This window comes from Puniceibacterium antarcticum (assembly GCF_002760615.1).
Lineage (GTDB): Bacteria > Pseudomonadota > Alphaproteobacteria > Rhodobacterales > Rhodobacteraceae > Puniceibacterium > Puniceibacterium antarcticum.
This window is the reverse complement of the sequence record NZ_AWWI01000092.1, coordinates 1-14,827: the sequence shown is the minus strand read 5'-3', so window position 1 is coordinate 14,827 and position 14,827 is coordinate 1. Positions and strand designations below refer to the sequence as shown.

The 14,827-nt window shown below is 58.6% G+C and carries 6 protein-coding genes and 5 pseudogenes; 5 read left to right on the top strand and 6 right to left on the bottom strand.

Features of this window, described 5'->3' with window-relative positions:
* Both P775_RS12805 and P775_RS12800 read right to left on the bottom strand, forming a co-directional pair.
* A partial coding sequence (locus P775_RS12805; RefSeq protein ID WP_143520898.1) for an iron chelate uptake ABC transporter family permease subunit occupies nt 1-423 on the bottom strand: 423 nt, incomplete at its 3' end.
* On the bottom strand, nt 420-1,433 hold the full coding sequence (locus P775_RS12800; protein ID WP_099911357.1) for an iron-siderophore ABC transporter substrate-binding protein: 1,014 nt from the start codon (nt 1,431-1,433) through the stop codon (nt 420-422). The genes P775_RS12805 and P775_RS12800, both read right to left, overlap by 4 nt.
* Before the next feature lie 338 nt (nt 1,434-1,771).
* On the opposite strand from P775_RS12800, the gene P775_RS12795 reads away from it, so the two are divergent.
* The 3 genes and pseudogenes from P775_RS12795 to P775_RS12785 all read left to right on the top strand — a co-directional run.
* The gene (locus P775_RS12795) at nt 1,772-3,910 is read left to right on the top strand and encodes a TonB-dependent siderophore receptor (RefSeq protein WP_099911356.1); all 2,139 of its coding nucleotides are present in this window, start codon (nt 1,772-1,774) and stop codon (nt 3,908-3,910) included.
* 2 nt (nt 3,911-3,912) lie between these two features.
* Nucleotides 3,913-5,109 (top strand): annotated as a pseudogene (locus P775_RS29875) (IS110 family RNA-guided transposase); the annotation flags it as partial.
* A gap of 45 nt (nt 5,110-5,154) precedes the next feature.
* Nucleotides 5,155-6,038 (top strand): annotated as a pseudogene (locus P775_RS12785) (DDE-type integrase/transposase/recombinase); the annotation flags it as partial.
* Between the two features lie 396 nt (nt 6,039-6,434).
* On the opposite strand, the pseudogene P775_RS12780 reads toward P775_RS12785, so the two are convergent.
* Nucleotides 6,435-7,520, bottom strand: a pseudogene (locus tag P775_RS12780) (IS110 family RNA-guided transposase).
* 174 nt (nt 7,521-7,694) lie between these two features.
* Between P775_RS12780 and P775_RS12775 the strand changes: the two are divergent.
* Nucleotides 7,695-8,328, top strand: a pseudogene (locus tag P775_RS12775) (IS6 family transposase); the annotation flags it as partial.
* Here the strand turns inward: P775_RS12775 and P775_RS12770 are convergent.
* The gene (locus P775_RS12770) at nt 8,327-11,434 is read right to left on the bottom strand and encodes an efflux RND transporter permease subunit (RefSeq protein ID WP_099911355.1); all 3,108 of its coding nucleotides are present in this window, start codon (nt 11,432-11,434) and stop codon (nt 8,327-8,329) included. The pseudogene P775_RS12775 and the gene P775_RS12770 overlap by 2 nt on opposite strands.
* Before the next feature lie 8 nt (nt 11,435-11,442).
* Entirely contained in the window at nt 11,443-12,684 is a 1,242-nt protein-coding gene (locus tag P775_RS12765) for an efflux RND transporter periplasmic adaptor subunit (RefSeq protein ID WP_245875676.1), read from the bottom strand.
* 86 nt (nt 12,685-12,770) lie between these two features.
* On the opposite strand from P775_RS12765, the gene P775_RS12760 reads away from it, so the two are divergent.
* Nucleotides 12,771-13,376: a TetR/AcrR family transcriptional regulator gene (locus P775_RS12760; protein ID WP_099911354.1), complete on the top strand. Its 606-nt coding sequence runs from the start codon at nt 12,771-12,773 to the stop codon at nt 13,374-13,376.
* Between the two features lie 496 nt (nt 13,377-13,872).
* Here P775_RS12760 and P775_RS12750 read toward each other — a convergent pair.
* Nucleotides 13,873-14,681, bottom strand: a pseudogene (locus P775_RS12750) (IS5 family transposase); the annotation flags it as partial.
* Between the last annotated feature and the right edge of the window lie 146 nt (nt 14,682-14,827).

The window sequence follows — 14,827 nt, the reverse complement described above, 5'->3', positions numbered from 1 at the left end:
ACGGACCGGCCCCGCATCCCCGCGCAGCCCACCGCCAAGCGCAAAGACCGCCGCCGCCGCCGCCGCAGCCCCCGGAAAGGCCAGCAGCGCGATGGTGGTCTGATCGGCCCGCCCCAGCAAAGTGGTGCCAAGGATCAGCGCAAAGGCCGCCCCGGCGTTCACCCCCAGCAGGCCTGGATCGGCCAGTGGGTTGCGCGTCAGCGCCTGCATCATGCTGCCCGCCACCCCGAGCGCGCCCCCCGCAATCAGCGCAGCCGCAAGCCGGGGCAGGCGGATCGACATGAGCGTGATATGCGCCGGATCATAGGGATCATAGGCGGTGAAGGCCGCAATATAGTCGCCTGGCAACAGGCTGCGTACGCCCAGGCTCAGCGACAGCACCATCGCAAGGGCAAGCAGCAGACCAAGGCCCGCCCATTTCATGGCGCGAGCCCGGCGTCCCGGGCAGACGGCACGACGGTCCCGGGGCTGCCATCCAGCGCTGCGATCATCTCGGCCTCCAGCTGTTGCAGCGCATAGGGCAGCGACAGCACACTGCCAAAGGACAGCGCCCCCGCCACCAGCGGTCCGGCAAGGACCTCGCGCCCCTCTCGGTGGGCGCTCAGAGTGCGGCGCATCGCCAGATCCCGGATATCGGGCACCTGATCATAGGCCGAAATCCACACCAGCAGATCCGCATCAAGGGGCGACAGATCTTCGGGGGATAGGGTAGTGTAGAACCCATCTTTTGTGTCCAGCTGCGCTAGCGCCTCGGGCGGCTGGAACCCAAGCTCGGTCAGGAACTGCGCGCGGTTGTCACTGCGCATGAACGCGCCGGTCTGGCCGCCATTCTGCCAGGCGGCAACGGCAGTCTTGCCGGTCCAGTCGGGATGGCGCCCGCGGGCGGCGGCAAAGGTGGCGTCAACCTCGGCAATCAGTGTTTCAGCAAGTTCGGCCTTGCCCACGGCCTGCCCGATTCTGCGGGTCGTTTCCTGCCAGGGGCTGCCGTAGGTTGCATATTCCGGCGCCTGCATCAGCACCGGGGCGATGCGCGACAACAGCGCATATTCCGCCTCTGAAATCCCGGAACCTATGGCGACGATCAGGTCGGGGGCCAGCCCTGCAACCGTTTCCATCGACACCTCGCCAATGATCAGCGCGGGTTGCGCCGTCCCCAGCGCCCCCTGCGCCCAGGGCCAGACGCCATAGGGGAAATCCCCGAACCAATAGCGGATGCCTACCGGCACAACTCCCAGCGCAAGCAGCGGGTCCTGCGTGCTGTAGCCGATCGACACGACCCGCTGCGCCGGTTTGGCCAGTACGGTTTCGCCGTAAACATGCGCAAAGCGCAGCGGCGTATCCGCACTCAGCGGCGGGGCTGCCAATGCGGCACAGGTGCCAGCGACAAAGCTGCGGCGGGTCATCAATGTGCGGGTTTTCGACGTGCATGCCATGTAGGGCTCTTTCAACGGGACCGCTCCACGCGGCCACACGGACCCCGCAAGCCGGGCAGGAATTCTGGATGATGTCCGGTGGCGAATTCGACCGTCGAGGGAACCCACGGCGAATATGGCTGCCTTAAGGCTGCGGAAATAGAGGATCGCCGCCGGGAAAACAAGCGCTGACAGAAGGCGGCATCCCAAATGTAAAATACCGGGTGTGTCGCGGCACCGTGATGCTTGACCCTGCAAGACATCCATTCTAGGCGGGTTGCGTTGCAAGCCAAAGCCGCTCATCGCGGTGACGAAAACGTCAGCCAGCCCTTGTTCGACCCCATCTGACAGGACAGGCCATGGCTTATTTTTCCAACGTACCGCTATCACGGTTATTCACGAAACATATGGACAGCCGTATTCCGCAGCGCCTGCTTTTTAGCACCTGCCTGATTGCGGGCACGCAGGCGTTTGCAGAGCAAACAGCGGACAGCTTTGTACTTGAAGAAATTACCGTCGATGCCCCGTCGGACACGGCCATCGGCCCGGACGCGGGACTTGTAGGCGAACGCACGACGACAGGTAGCAAGACCGATACGGCTCTGATTGATGTGCCCGCGGCAGTCTCTGTCGTGACACAGCAAGAGCTGACACGCCGCGGAGTTGGCGATACGGTTCAGGCATTGGCCTATACATCGGGTGTGACGGTCGACGAATATGGGGGTGATGATCGCTATGATTACATCCGGATCCGGGGTTTCTATCAGACTGGAATGGGCACCTATCGCGACGGGCTGCCAGTCCGTACACTCAGCTTTACCGGAAGCAAGTTCGAACCCTATGGTCTGCAACGGTTCGAGGTCCTCAAGGGATCAACCTCGACCCTGTTCGGCCTGAACGCGCCCGGCGGGCTGGTAAACGCCATCACCAAACGGCCGCAGGACGACCCCTTTCACGAGGCCTATGTCATGTTAGGCCCCGATCAGCGGGAAACCGGCATCGACATTGGCGGGCCGATTGGTGTGGGCGACACATGGTCCTATCGTTTAACCGCGAAGGCGCAGAATGGCGCCAACGGCAGTGACCACACTGAAGACGACCGCCTTTATGTGGCACCCGCCCTTACCTGGCGGCCAAGTGCCTTTACCGAACTGACCATTATGGCCGATTATAACCGGCGCAACACCAATTCCGGCCACGCTATTCCGCTCGGATCTGGAATCGATCCGGACACCTATCTGGGTGAACCGGATTTCGACGCGATGGATCGCGAGGAGTATAATATCGGCTGGGATTTCTCGCACAGGTTTGGCAATGGTCTTAGCTTTCGTCAGGTCGCGCGCTACACGGATCTGGATCTGACCTACGAATCTGTCTACGGTGCCGGGGCTACTGCGGCGACGCGGCGTTCTGTCTATGCCGTTGATGGGCAGCTCGAACGTTTTGCAATCGACAACCAGCTGCAATACGATTCCAACCTTGGCGCTATTAAAACGCGCACGCTGTTTGGCCTTGATCACGTATATGAAGACGTCCGCGAAACCTTCAACATCGGCACCGCGGACGGGATCGACATGAATGACCCGAGTTACTGCGGTCGCTCTTGTGTAGACATCAGCTATGTTGCCGATCAGGTGACCACGCAGACGACGACAGGCCTTTATCTGCAGGAAGAGTTGACCTTTCAGGATCGCTGGATCCTTACACTCGGCGGTCGGTATGACTGGGTCGAAAGTGAATCAGGTGCGCCGGGGGCCACCGTCCGTTACGATGATGAGGCGTTTACCGGACGTGTCGGACTGACCTACAAGGCGACGCCGGACCTGTCGCTCTATGCGAACTATTCCCAGTCATTCCAGCCCGCCGACACGTCGAGCCGCGCCAGCCTGAGCGGTGACGCTGATCCGCAGAAAGGCGAACAATACGAGATCGGCCTGAAATTCCGTCCAGGCAATGGTAATGCGCTTTTGTCGGCGGCCCTATTCGATCTGACTCAAACGAATGTCGTGACACAGACATCAGCCAACACATATGAACAGGTCGGCAAGACCCGTGTGCGGGGCGCTGAGATGGAAGCGAAATGGACGATGTTCAACGGTTTGAATTTGACCGGGTCCTATGCCTACTGGAATGCCGAAATTACTGAAGACGGCGTCGGCGGCAACCGTGGCAACCAACCGGCGCTGACGCCGAAACATTCAGCGTCTCTTTGGATCGATTACACCTTTGCCGATGCGGTCCTGAAAGATCTGAATCTGGGTGCCGGTTTGCGATTTACCGGCGAACGGTATTCAGACAACGCCAACGCAACAAAGCTGAAGGATTATGCGGTCGTTGACATGTCGGGCAGCGCCATGATCACGGATGCACTCAGGATGAACGTCAGCGTAACCAACCTCTTCGACAAGCGTGAGGTCGTGTCAGTCGATAGCTTTACGAGCAGCGCGTATTACAATGATGGACGTGAATACAAGCTTGGCCTGTCCTACGCTTGGTAGCTAGGGCATTTGGCAAATTCACACACGATCTGCATGACCTTGCCGTTTGGCTTAAATCTCACGGTGTCACCAGCATCGCGATGGAATCTACCGGTGTCTATTGGATTCCAGCATTTGAGATACTCGAACATCATGGGTTTGAGGTGATACTTGTAAACGCCCGTTACGCCAAAAACGTACCGGGTCGGAAGATAGTTGTCAGAGATGCCAGTTGGCTGCGTCAACTTCATTGCTATGGCCTGCTGAGTGGTAGCTTCAGGCCGACCGCACAGGTTGCCAAGCTGCGCGCCTATCTGCGGCAGCGGGAACGCTTGGTAGCATACGCAGCCGCTCACATTCAGCACATGCAAAAGGCACTGATTGAGATGAACCTTCGGCTTCATCATGTCGTGTCGGATATCACCGGCGTCACAGGCATGCGGATCATCCGCTCCATCGTTGCAGGCGAGCGCGATCTGGATGTTGTTGGCATCATATCGCGTTGTTCGTTGCCACGGCTCAGTTAAGACAATCAAAGCGGCGTTGAACGGCAATGACCGCCCTGAGCATGTCTTTGTCCTAACCCAATCCTTGGACCTTACGACGTCTATCAGGCCAAGATGTTGGAATGTGACCGCATCCTTGAAGCCGTTCTGGACACATTGGCCGCAGATCAAGATCACGACCCCAGTGATCTGCCCCGGATCCGAACGAAGACCATGCAGGTCGGCACTCCCTCATTTGATGTGCGCGCAGCGCTCTTTGGGGTTTTTAGGCTTGACCTGCCCCAGATCCACGGTCTGGGGCCATCCCTCTCCCTCAAACTGGTCGGAGAATGCGAAACCGATCTGCGCGCTTGGCCAAGCGCCAAACTCTTCACATTTTGGCTTTGTTTGGTACCAGGCAACAAGAGCTCGGGCGGAAAGGTATTGTCGTCACTCACAAGGCGGTCATCCAGCCGCGCGGCAGCACTTTTGCGACTGACCGCAGTCACGATCTACCGCAGTGATACCGCACTAGGCGCCTTCTATCGCCGCCTTGCTGCGCAGGCAGGTAAATCCAAAGCGGTGACTGCCACAGCGTGCCATCTCGCTGGTTTGTTTTACAACAGACTGCGACATGGCATGACCTATCACGACCCCGGCGCATCCCATTATGAAGACCAATATCGTAGCCGCGTCATCGGTGATCTCAAACGACGCGCCAAGTCATTGGGCTAAGATTTGAAGGAGTTGACCAAAGAGATCCATATGGCCGTCTCTTAGGAAGGCGACGGTGTTTTTCGCGAGCCAAAAGCCGTGAGGTTTAGGTTCGTCTACTCCCCTCTCGTGCATGTCTACATGCGCGAGAGGGGAAGAGCAGCAATCCGTATTTGCCATCCGGCGGATGTGTCGTGTTATGAATATCAGCTCGCGCGATTTGCGGGCGTTCCGCAATCGCACTTCCAGCCGCAGACAGCGATCTGATTTGGTCACTTTGGCGCATATCAAAGAACAATCCCGTCTTAGGCTGAGCAGTTATGGTAGGCCACGGATGACGGAAGAGCTGAAGAAAATTGCCTTGGACGTTGGGCATCGCCGCGTAGGCCGTTTGATACGTCAGAACGGCATATCGGTCGTGCGAACGCGCAAACACAAGGTGAGGAGGGAGCAGCTATGTCTGGACCTGCGAAGGTTGGTTGTATCTGGAAGTGATGATGGACCTGCACTCACGTCGTGTCATCGGCTGGGCAGTGAGTAACCGGATGAAACGTGATCTGGCGATCCGTGCGTTGAAGATGGCCACCGCGTTTCGTTCACCGCCCAAAGGCTGCATTCACCACACGGATCGCGGCAGCCAATACTGTTCTCACGATTATCAGAAGATCCCGCGTCATCATGGGTTCAAGATGTCCATGAGCGGAAAGGAAAATTGCTATGAAGATGCCGCCGTTTTACGTAGGGCAAACAGTCCCCCGGACTGTTTGCTGAACCTCCTCACCTGCTTCAAAACCATCAAGGCAGAACTGATCTCGCGGTATTCATGGGATACACGGCGGCAGGCTGAAATGGGGATCTTCGGATACATAAACGGGTTCTACAATCTACGCCGCCACCAATCAGCATTGGGTTGGAAACGCCCTGTGGCTTTCGAACGAAAGGTGGCCTAAACGAGCACTTGGGGTGGCATCAAATCGCCAAAGGTCCATTCAGCGCCTCATTGTAGGCAGGCCAGTTCGTAGTCTTGTAGGTCGGCGATGTCGGTTTGCTCATTCAGATAAGCTACCACACTGGATTTGTGCAACATGTATAACCGCCTCTCGCGCAAGAGGATTCTTCAGAGTTGATTTTGGCGCGTCACCGGATGCTGACATGTATCCGGCCTCATGATGCGACGTTCCAGATAAAGCAGGCCCGTGTGGTGTTCGAAGGTCCGGTCCAGATCAAAGCCGCGTGCTCGATGGCACTCTGTTGCACACTGGTTCTCCCGACCCCGTCTCACGACTGTTGCGCCAAACGTCTCCTTGCCCTCTTCCGCGCCGACGTCCTCGCGACCTGCAGCTGGCTCATGCTGCCGCGGCCGGAGACTGGTAAACGCCACCGCGGGCTATCATGGCCCAGACGATCCGCGCCATTTTGTTCGCCAGCGCAACACGCACCAGCATTGGTGGCTTGCGTGACAGCATCCCGCCCAGCCATGTATCTGGCTGGGCTGCAGCATGGGTATGCTGCTTGATGATGACGTTATGGCTCCGATCATCAGCAGGCGCCGCAGAGGCCGCTCGCCTGTCCTGCTCGTACCTCCGACCCGCTATTTGCCCCCAGTGGAATGTTGTCGTGGTGTGAGCCCGAGCGTCACGCCGCGGGCGCGTTTTCAGCACGACGCCGCAAAATCCCGAGCCTTGTGGAAAGTCTCGGGCGGCGGCGCAAGGGTTGCTATGGCCGTGGTGATCAGCGGGCCGATACCGGGGACCGTCATCAGACGCCGCGCCACGTCGCTTTCCTTGGTACGACGGGCGATCTCGCTGTCCAGCGTCCTGATCTGGGCCTCCAGCTGGGCCAGCGCAGAGATCAGCGCCTTGAGTGTAGGGACTGCATCGGCGGGCAATCAGTTTCCGCGTTTTCGACGGTTGCTATCAGCTTCGACGCGTTGGCCGCTCCCTTTGGCACGACTTGTCCGAATTCGCACAAATGTCCTCGTCATGCCAAAGGCCTGCTTTCTGCACGACGCATTGATGGCCTGGGCCCGCTGCCGGATCAGAAGCTCGCGCACGCGAAACACCATGACCGCGCCTTGGGTTTTCTCGCTTCGCGCACGGCTTGAACCCTCAGAAATCGCTTCGACGTCGGCCGCATCGTTCGGCGGGAAAACGGTCCACGGGATCGTTTTTTTGCCCGCCTCACTCTGGCGCTTCACGAAGGGTTTGACGTAAGCGTGCGGCATGAGTCGAACGTCATGGCTCAGCATGGGGATCTCGCGACCCCAGAAAGGCGCGCCGCCTCAGGCTTCCATCGCAACGACGCAGGACGGCAGGCGTCCGAAAAACTCGAGGACTTGATCCCGTCTCAGTTTCTTGCGCAGCACAGCCCGAGGCATCGGCCCCAAGCGCTTGGAGCACAGTCCTCGCAAGGTCGAGCCCGACCGTGATTATCTCCGACCTGACCGACCTCCTTTGTGGATCATCGCAGACCTACCTTGGCACATCAATGCCGTCGGGGAGCAGTCACATCATCAGATCCGATTCTGGCGCAAACTTTTGAGAAAGTGTGCCTGTCGCGCCGCTCGTAATATTCGGAGCCTTTGAGATTTAAAAGTTCACACGGACGTGGCGATTGATTTCAACGGCGTGCATTATCCGAAAGACGAGATCCTTTTCGCCGCGTTCTTCTACATCCGCTATGTCGTCTCGTACCGCGATCTGGAAGAAATCATGGCCGAGCGCGGCGTGGGTGGACCATGCCACCCTGAGCCGATGGTTCGTGAAATTCGCGCCAATGGTCGTTGCTGAGGCCGAGCGGCGCAAATAATCGACCAGCAGATCCTGAAGCATGGAAGAGACTCATATCAAGGTCAAAGGCCGGTGGACGTATTTGTACCTTGCAGTTGATAGAAACGGAAAAACCATTTATTCCTTGCTTTCTGAGGGTCTTGATGAGGCGGTAGCCACGCCTTTCTTTGCGCTTGCAATCAGGATCAATGGCTGGCCCGAGATGGTCTTGATCGACAAAAGCGGCGCTAACCTCGCCGTGCTCGGGAACCTAAATTGGCTGCCGATCTTGCAGGGGTGGTCCTGGTTGATCTACATATGTCAGGTTAAATTCCGGAATGACGTCAATGAGCAGGTACACCGGTTCATCAAGAAACTGACCCGATAGATGAAAGATTTCGAATAATTTCGGTTGGCGTCTGCAACACTCGCAGATATCGAAGTGGCGCAGATGATCCACAAGGACAAGATCAAGACGTTTTTTCCTTTCCCATCAACATTTCGCGCAGCTTCAGAACTGCCACGTAGAACACCGGCACGAGAAATATGCCTAGGACGGCCGAGGAGGCCATGCCCCCCAGCACCCCGATGCCGATAGAGTTCTGCGCGCCAGCCCCCGCGCCAGAAGCAATGGCTAGCGGCAGGACTCCCAGCATAAACGCGAAGGTCGTCATCAGGATCGGGCGCAGGCGCTGGCGTGCTGCGATCAGCGCAGCATCGACCACTGACTTGCCCTCGTGGACTTGGGTCTGGGCGAATTCCACGATCAGGATGGCGTTGCGGGCCGCAAGCCCGATAGTCGTCAGCAGACCGACCTTGAAATAGACGTCGTTCGACTGTCCGAAGTAGAGTGCCGCTCCGAGGGCGCCCAGAACGCCAACTGGAACGGTTAGCATCACGGCCAGCGGCACGGCCCAGCTTTCGTACAAGGCAGCCAGCGCCAAGAACACGACCAGTGCGGAGAGGGCAAAGAGCAGCGGTGCCTGGTTGCCAGACAGACGTTCCTGATAGGACAGGCCCGTCCATGCGGTACCGTAGTTGCCGTCCAGATCTGCCACAAGCTCCTCCATCGCAGTCATGCCGGCGCTGGAGGACAGACCTGCAGCGGCAGTCCCGCTGAGTTCCATGCCTCGGGTCCCGCCGTAACGCGCGACAGCTTGAGGTTCCTGCGTCCATCTCTGTTCCGAGAAGGCCGCGAAGGACACCATCTCACCTTGGCTGTTGCGCGCATACCAGCGATTTATGTCCTCCGGCTGAGAACGGGCCTCGGCTTCGCCCTGAACGATGACGGGACGCAGATCGTTGCCCAAAGCGAAGTCGTTCACGTCACGACCGGCGAAGATGACCGAAAGCATCGCGTTCACCTCCGGGATCGACAGGCCAAATGCAGTAGCCTTTTGCTGGTCGATATCAAGGCGCAGCGCGGTCTGGGTCGCGGCTTCGTTGCCACGCAGGCCCGTGACGCGGCCATCGGTCTGGGCATCGGCGACAAGTTGGTCGGCCGCAGCCGCCAGAGCTTCCTGTCCCTCCCCACCTTGGTCTATAAGGTACATCGTGAAACCCGACGAACTGCCCATGCCTTGGATGGCGGGCGGTTGCAGCACAAAGATGTTGCCCTGCCGGTTGGTCGTGAAGAAATAGCCATTGGCCCGGTTCACCAGAGATGCGATGTCAAATCCTTCGCGATCCGCGTAGTCGCGCAGCTTGACGAAGACCATCGCATTGTTCTGACCACTGCCGCCAAAGCTGAATCCAAGGGCTGCAAAGACGGATTCGACCGTATCGCTCTCTTGGTTCAGCAAGTAATCCTCGACCTTTTCGACCAACGCTTCGGTTTGCGCAGTTGTCGACCCATCGGGGCCTTGTATGATGACAAGTGCAACGCCTTGGTCCTCATCAGGAAGGAAAGAACCAGGCAGTCGGTCAAAAAGCGCGAGTACGCCAAAGCCGACAGCACCAAGGACCAGAAGCATGCGCAGCGGGCGCTTGACCAGTCGCGTCACGACACTGACATAGCCATTGTTGGCACGGTCAAGGTTACGGTTGAACCAGCGCGCCGGAGCGATTCCGGCGCCATGACCGCGCGGTTTGAGAAGGCTCGCGCACATGGCAGGTGTAAGGATAACCGCAACGCCCAGTGACAGGACCATCGCCGTGATGATCGTGACCGAAAACTGACGATAGATTACGCCCGTCGCACCGCCCATGAAGGCCATGGGCAGGAACACTGCCGACAATACCAGCACGATGCCGATCAGCGCAGAGGTGATCTCGTCCATGCTCTTCTCGGTGGCTTCGACCGGGCCGATGCCGTCTTCCTCCATCACGCGTTCTACGTTTTCGACAACGACGATGGCGTCATCGACCAACAGGCCGATGGCCAGCACCAGTGCGAACATGGTCAGCGTATTGATGGTGTAGCCGGCCGCCGCAAGGACCGCGAATGTCCCAAGCATGACCACCGGGATCGCGATGACCGGAATGAGCGTCGCACGCCAACTTTGCAGGAAGACAAGGATGACCAAGAACACCAAGACTACGGCTTCGGCAAGGGTGTGGTAAACCTGAGAAATGGATTCCTCGACGAAAGGCGAGGTATCGTATGGATAGACGACATCGACGCCCGCAGGCAGGACATCGGCCACACCAGAAATAGTCTGTCGCACGGAGGCGGCAGTGTCGACCGCATTGGCGCCGGTGGCCAGATTCACGGCGAAGCCTGCCGCCGGATTGCCGTTGAAACGCGCAGCACCGCCGTAGCTTTCCTGCCCGATCTCGATCCGCGCCACATCGCCCAGAAAGACGGTCGAGCCGTCTGGGTCAACGCGCAGCAATATGCCTTCGAACTCGCTGACCGAGGACAGTTGCGACTGCGCCGAAATCGGCACTGTCATCCGCTGGCCTTGGGCGCTTGGCTGCGCGCCCAGATCGCCGACGGTGACGTTCGTGTTCTGCGCCGCGACGGCGGCCGTGACGTCAGCTGGAGTGACTTGGTATTGGATCATCTTTGCCGGATCCATCCAGATCCGCATGGCATACCCCGACCCAAACGTGCTGATCGAGCCGACACCGGGGGTGCGCTTGACAGGTTCTTCGATCAGCTGCGCGATCAGGTCACCCAATTGGACGGTGGAAAGGCTTTCATCGGACGTGGTGAGCGCCCCAACCAGAAGGATCGAACTGGTCGAACGCGACACGTTTACGCCCTGCTGTTGCACCACGTCCGGCAATTGCGATGTGACCAGCTGCAACTTGTTCTGTACCTGCACCTGCGCGATGTCGGCATCGACACTATCATCAAACGTCAGCGAGATTGACGCAGATCCCGGCGTCGAATTAGAGGTCATGTAGATCAGCCCGTCGAGTCCCGTCATCGCATCCTCAATCACCGTTGTGACAGAGGATTGAACGATTTCGGCAGAGGCGCCGGTGTAGCTCGCGCTGATGCTGACGCTGGTCGGCGCGATCTGTGGATACTGCTCGATAGCCAGAGAATTCAGGCCGATGGCGCCTACCAGCATGGTGATGAGGGCAATCACCCAGGCAAAGACCGGGCGGTGAATGAAGAAACGGGCCATGGTTCGGGTTATTCCTTCGCGGGCGCGTCAGAGGGCGCTTCAGTTTCGGGCGTCAAGGCAGCGGCCCCTTCTCGGTGAAGAGCGGTGTCGCGCACCACGCCGTTCTCGTCGAAGGTGACGGGCACGGAAACAACCTCGGCGCCTTCCGAAAGGCCTGTCAGCCCATCCACGACCAACATGTCGCCGTCCTCAAGTCCGTCGGTCACGATCCATTGCTGGCGATAGCTGCCGTCCTCAGTAAGGTTCCGTTGGCTCACCTTGCCGTTAACAAAGACCCAAGCCGACAGGTTACCAAGTTTGTCTCGGCTGGCTGCCGATTGTGAGACGAGAAAGGCCTCGGTCACGCCAAGATCGACCTGACCGCGCAGGAACATTCCTGGAAGAAGACGATTTTCTGGATTGTCGAAGCGAAACCGCGTATCAATCGAACCCGTCGAGGTCGAAACCGTGACACCCGGTGCTACAAGCGTGCCCACGGCCTGATAGGTGCGCCCGTTTTCAAGTGTCAGCGTGGCATTCAGCTCTTCGTTCATGCGCAGGCTGCCATCCGCGATATCGTCCATGACGCTCATAAATCGGGAGGAAGGGCCATACATATCCACCTCGATCGGATCGAGTTGGGTCACTGTTGCCATGGCATCGGCCTGCCCCTCGGTCACGAGGTCACCAACCGAAATGGCCGAAACGCTGGCAGAGCCGGCCAGCGGGCTCGTCACTGTCGTCCAGTCAAGCTGCGCCTTGGCCAATGTCAGGTCTGCCTGCGCAGACTGCACGGCAGCCTTAGCCTGGTCCAGCGCGGCGCGCGCGGAATCAACCTGGGCTTGAGTGCTGCCGGATCCCACCAGCTGCTCCGTACGCGTGAAGGAGGCCTGGGCCTCGGTCACCTGCGCTTCGGAACTTGCGAGTTGCGCCGCAGCACTGGCTGCATTGGCCTGATAAGTGGTGTCGTCAATTCGGAACATCGGATCGCCGAAGGCGATGGCCCGTCCTGGCTCATAGAGAATCTCTAGCACAAGTCCGCTGACTCGTGGCCGGATTTCCGTGGATGAGACCGCAACCGCACGTCCCGGAAGGGTCACGATCCGAGGGACATCCTCGCGTGACACTTTGACGACACCGACCTGCTTTGGTGGCATGCCGCCAGGGGCCTGCGCCCAGACCGGTGCGGCCAGAGAGATCGCTGCCGCGAGAACCATTCCGCTGGAGAAGTTGAACTTGTACATCATCTGAATTTCCGATTTTTCGGCCATCGAGGCGCTACATGCCAGTAGTTGATTGCATATAATTGCAGTCTATGCAATGTTTACGTAGAATGTAATCCCAGATTGAGCAATGAATGGCAACGAATCTTCGAGAGAGGCGCCGTCGGCAGACGTCCCGCGAAATCCAGATGGCCGCAGTGGTGGTCACCCTGCGCTGCGGTTACGAGCACACCACAACAGAGGCGATCGCGTCTGAAGCTGGCATAAGCACGCGAACGTTCTTTAACTACTACAACAACAAAGAGGCTGCGATCCTGGGCGAGACAACTCCGCCCGATCCTGCGCAGGCTGATTGGTTCATCACCTCTGACGCGCCAATCGTCGACGATATAGCACATCTGCTTGGTCAAGTGTTGAAGGATGACCAGGTTGATCGCAATATGATGCGCAAAATCATGGACGTTATCGAGACAACCCCTGATTTTTTGCCTTTGTTCCGCAAGAGAATGGACGACACCTCGCTGGTTGTCTCGAACCTTCTCGTGGCGCGCTTTGGCGCCGCGTTTGCAGCCGAAGCGCAACTTTTGGCTGAACTAGCGACTCACGCGATGATTGATGCCCTCCAAGTATGGGCAGTCGACGATAATCTGGTAGTCGACGATGTCACGACCCTAATCCGGGAGAAGCTGCACAATGTCGGGACGCTTCTAAGCAGAGGGGGGCGCGGAGCCTTAAGATAAATCGTGATAGCGAGACTCGGCTTGGCACTGCATTTTGCAGGCAGTTACTGACTCAAAATTATTGTCAAAGCGTTTTGCTTTTAATCTGATGCATATCCTGCAGCATTGAAGAAATTCCAGCGCTCCGCGGTATCGAAGAGGGCGCAGACGTCGCAGAGAGCCTGGATGAGGGCATCTTAGGTTCTGGCGCCAATGCAGCGGAGATGTGCTTTGAGAAGGCCATTTCGATCAGGGTGAAAGGCGTGTTGGAAATGATCCAGCGGATCATTTCAGCCTTGAAAGGACGGAGCCCCGTTTGAGGTCTGGGGAGGCAGCGGGCAGGAAAGCATCCAGCACCCGTTTCTTTTGAGGGCACCTCGATTTTTTGACCTTTTCTGGTCGCCCGGAGCAGGTTCAGCGGTTTGATGCGGGCCTGATGCCTGCATTCGTTGTCCTTGCGCTCTCTGGGGTCTTGGGTGCTCCGGCTGCCCCGCTGCCTGATCGCCGAGCCTTTCGGTCATGCCGGGCACGGGTTCAGGTGGCGCAATTGGCACAGACGGCGCCTGTTGCAGGCGAGGTTTTTCATCCCGATCCTGGCCTTGGCCCACGCCATGCCGATCATGCGCACCAGCGTTCCGCCCATGTCGTTTGCCTGTGCGCTAAACACCTGCTCGACACGCGCGCGCACCGTGGATTTCGTCCGATTGCTGCCCTTGGCCTGTTCGGTCAGTGGCGTGCCGCGCTTGGCCTTGCGGTGGGTGTGGCTCTTCAGCTTAAGGGTGCGCAACGTTGCCTCCATCTCTTCCGACCGATAGGCCGCATCCGCCCATACGCCGCAGCCGCTGTTGCCCCGCCTCAGCAGGTGTTGCCCCGCATGGCTGTCCACTGCCCGGCAGTGTTTGGCCTGCAAACCATGAGAGGGATGTTGCGCGGCGTCACTGACGTGGTAGCGCCGCACCAGCTTGTGCATGCGGTCCGCGTTGATGTGGTTCTTGTAGCCGTAATGGCTATTGCCATGTTTCCTGGTCCAGCGCGCGTCGACGTCCTTCTGAGACCGCTTTGCGGGCTTGTCCGCCCAGCCCTCCGGCAGCGCGCCGTTCTTGATGTCCTTGTTTTCCTCGCGTGTGTTATGATTGCGCGGCACCGGAACAATGGTTGCATCCAGGATCTGGCCGCCCCGCGCAATGTAGGTCTGCCACGCCAGATAGCCCCCTCTCGGCAAATTGCTGCGCAATCGCCTGCCGGGCAAGGGTCGAATTGCATGAACAACACCTCCACCATGCCCGCCTGCGCAAGGGCCTCGCGATAGCGCCAGACCGTCTTGGCTTAGAGCACCCAATCCATTTCGCCGCCGACGACCCAAGGCGCGATCAACGCCCCTCTGGTGAACCCTGCGATGGAGGTTGGTCTGCCAGGGGCCTTGTTGCACAAATCCTGCGTGGGATTCACTAGGTTAATCCAATGTGGTAACT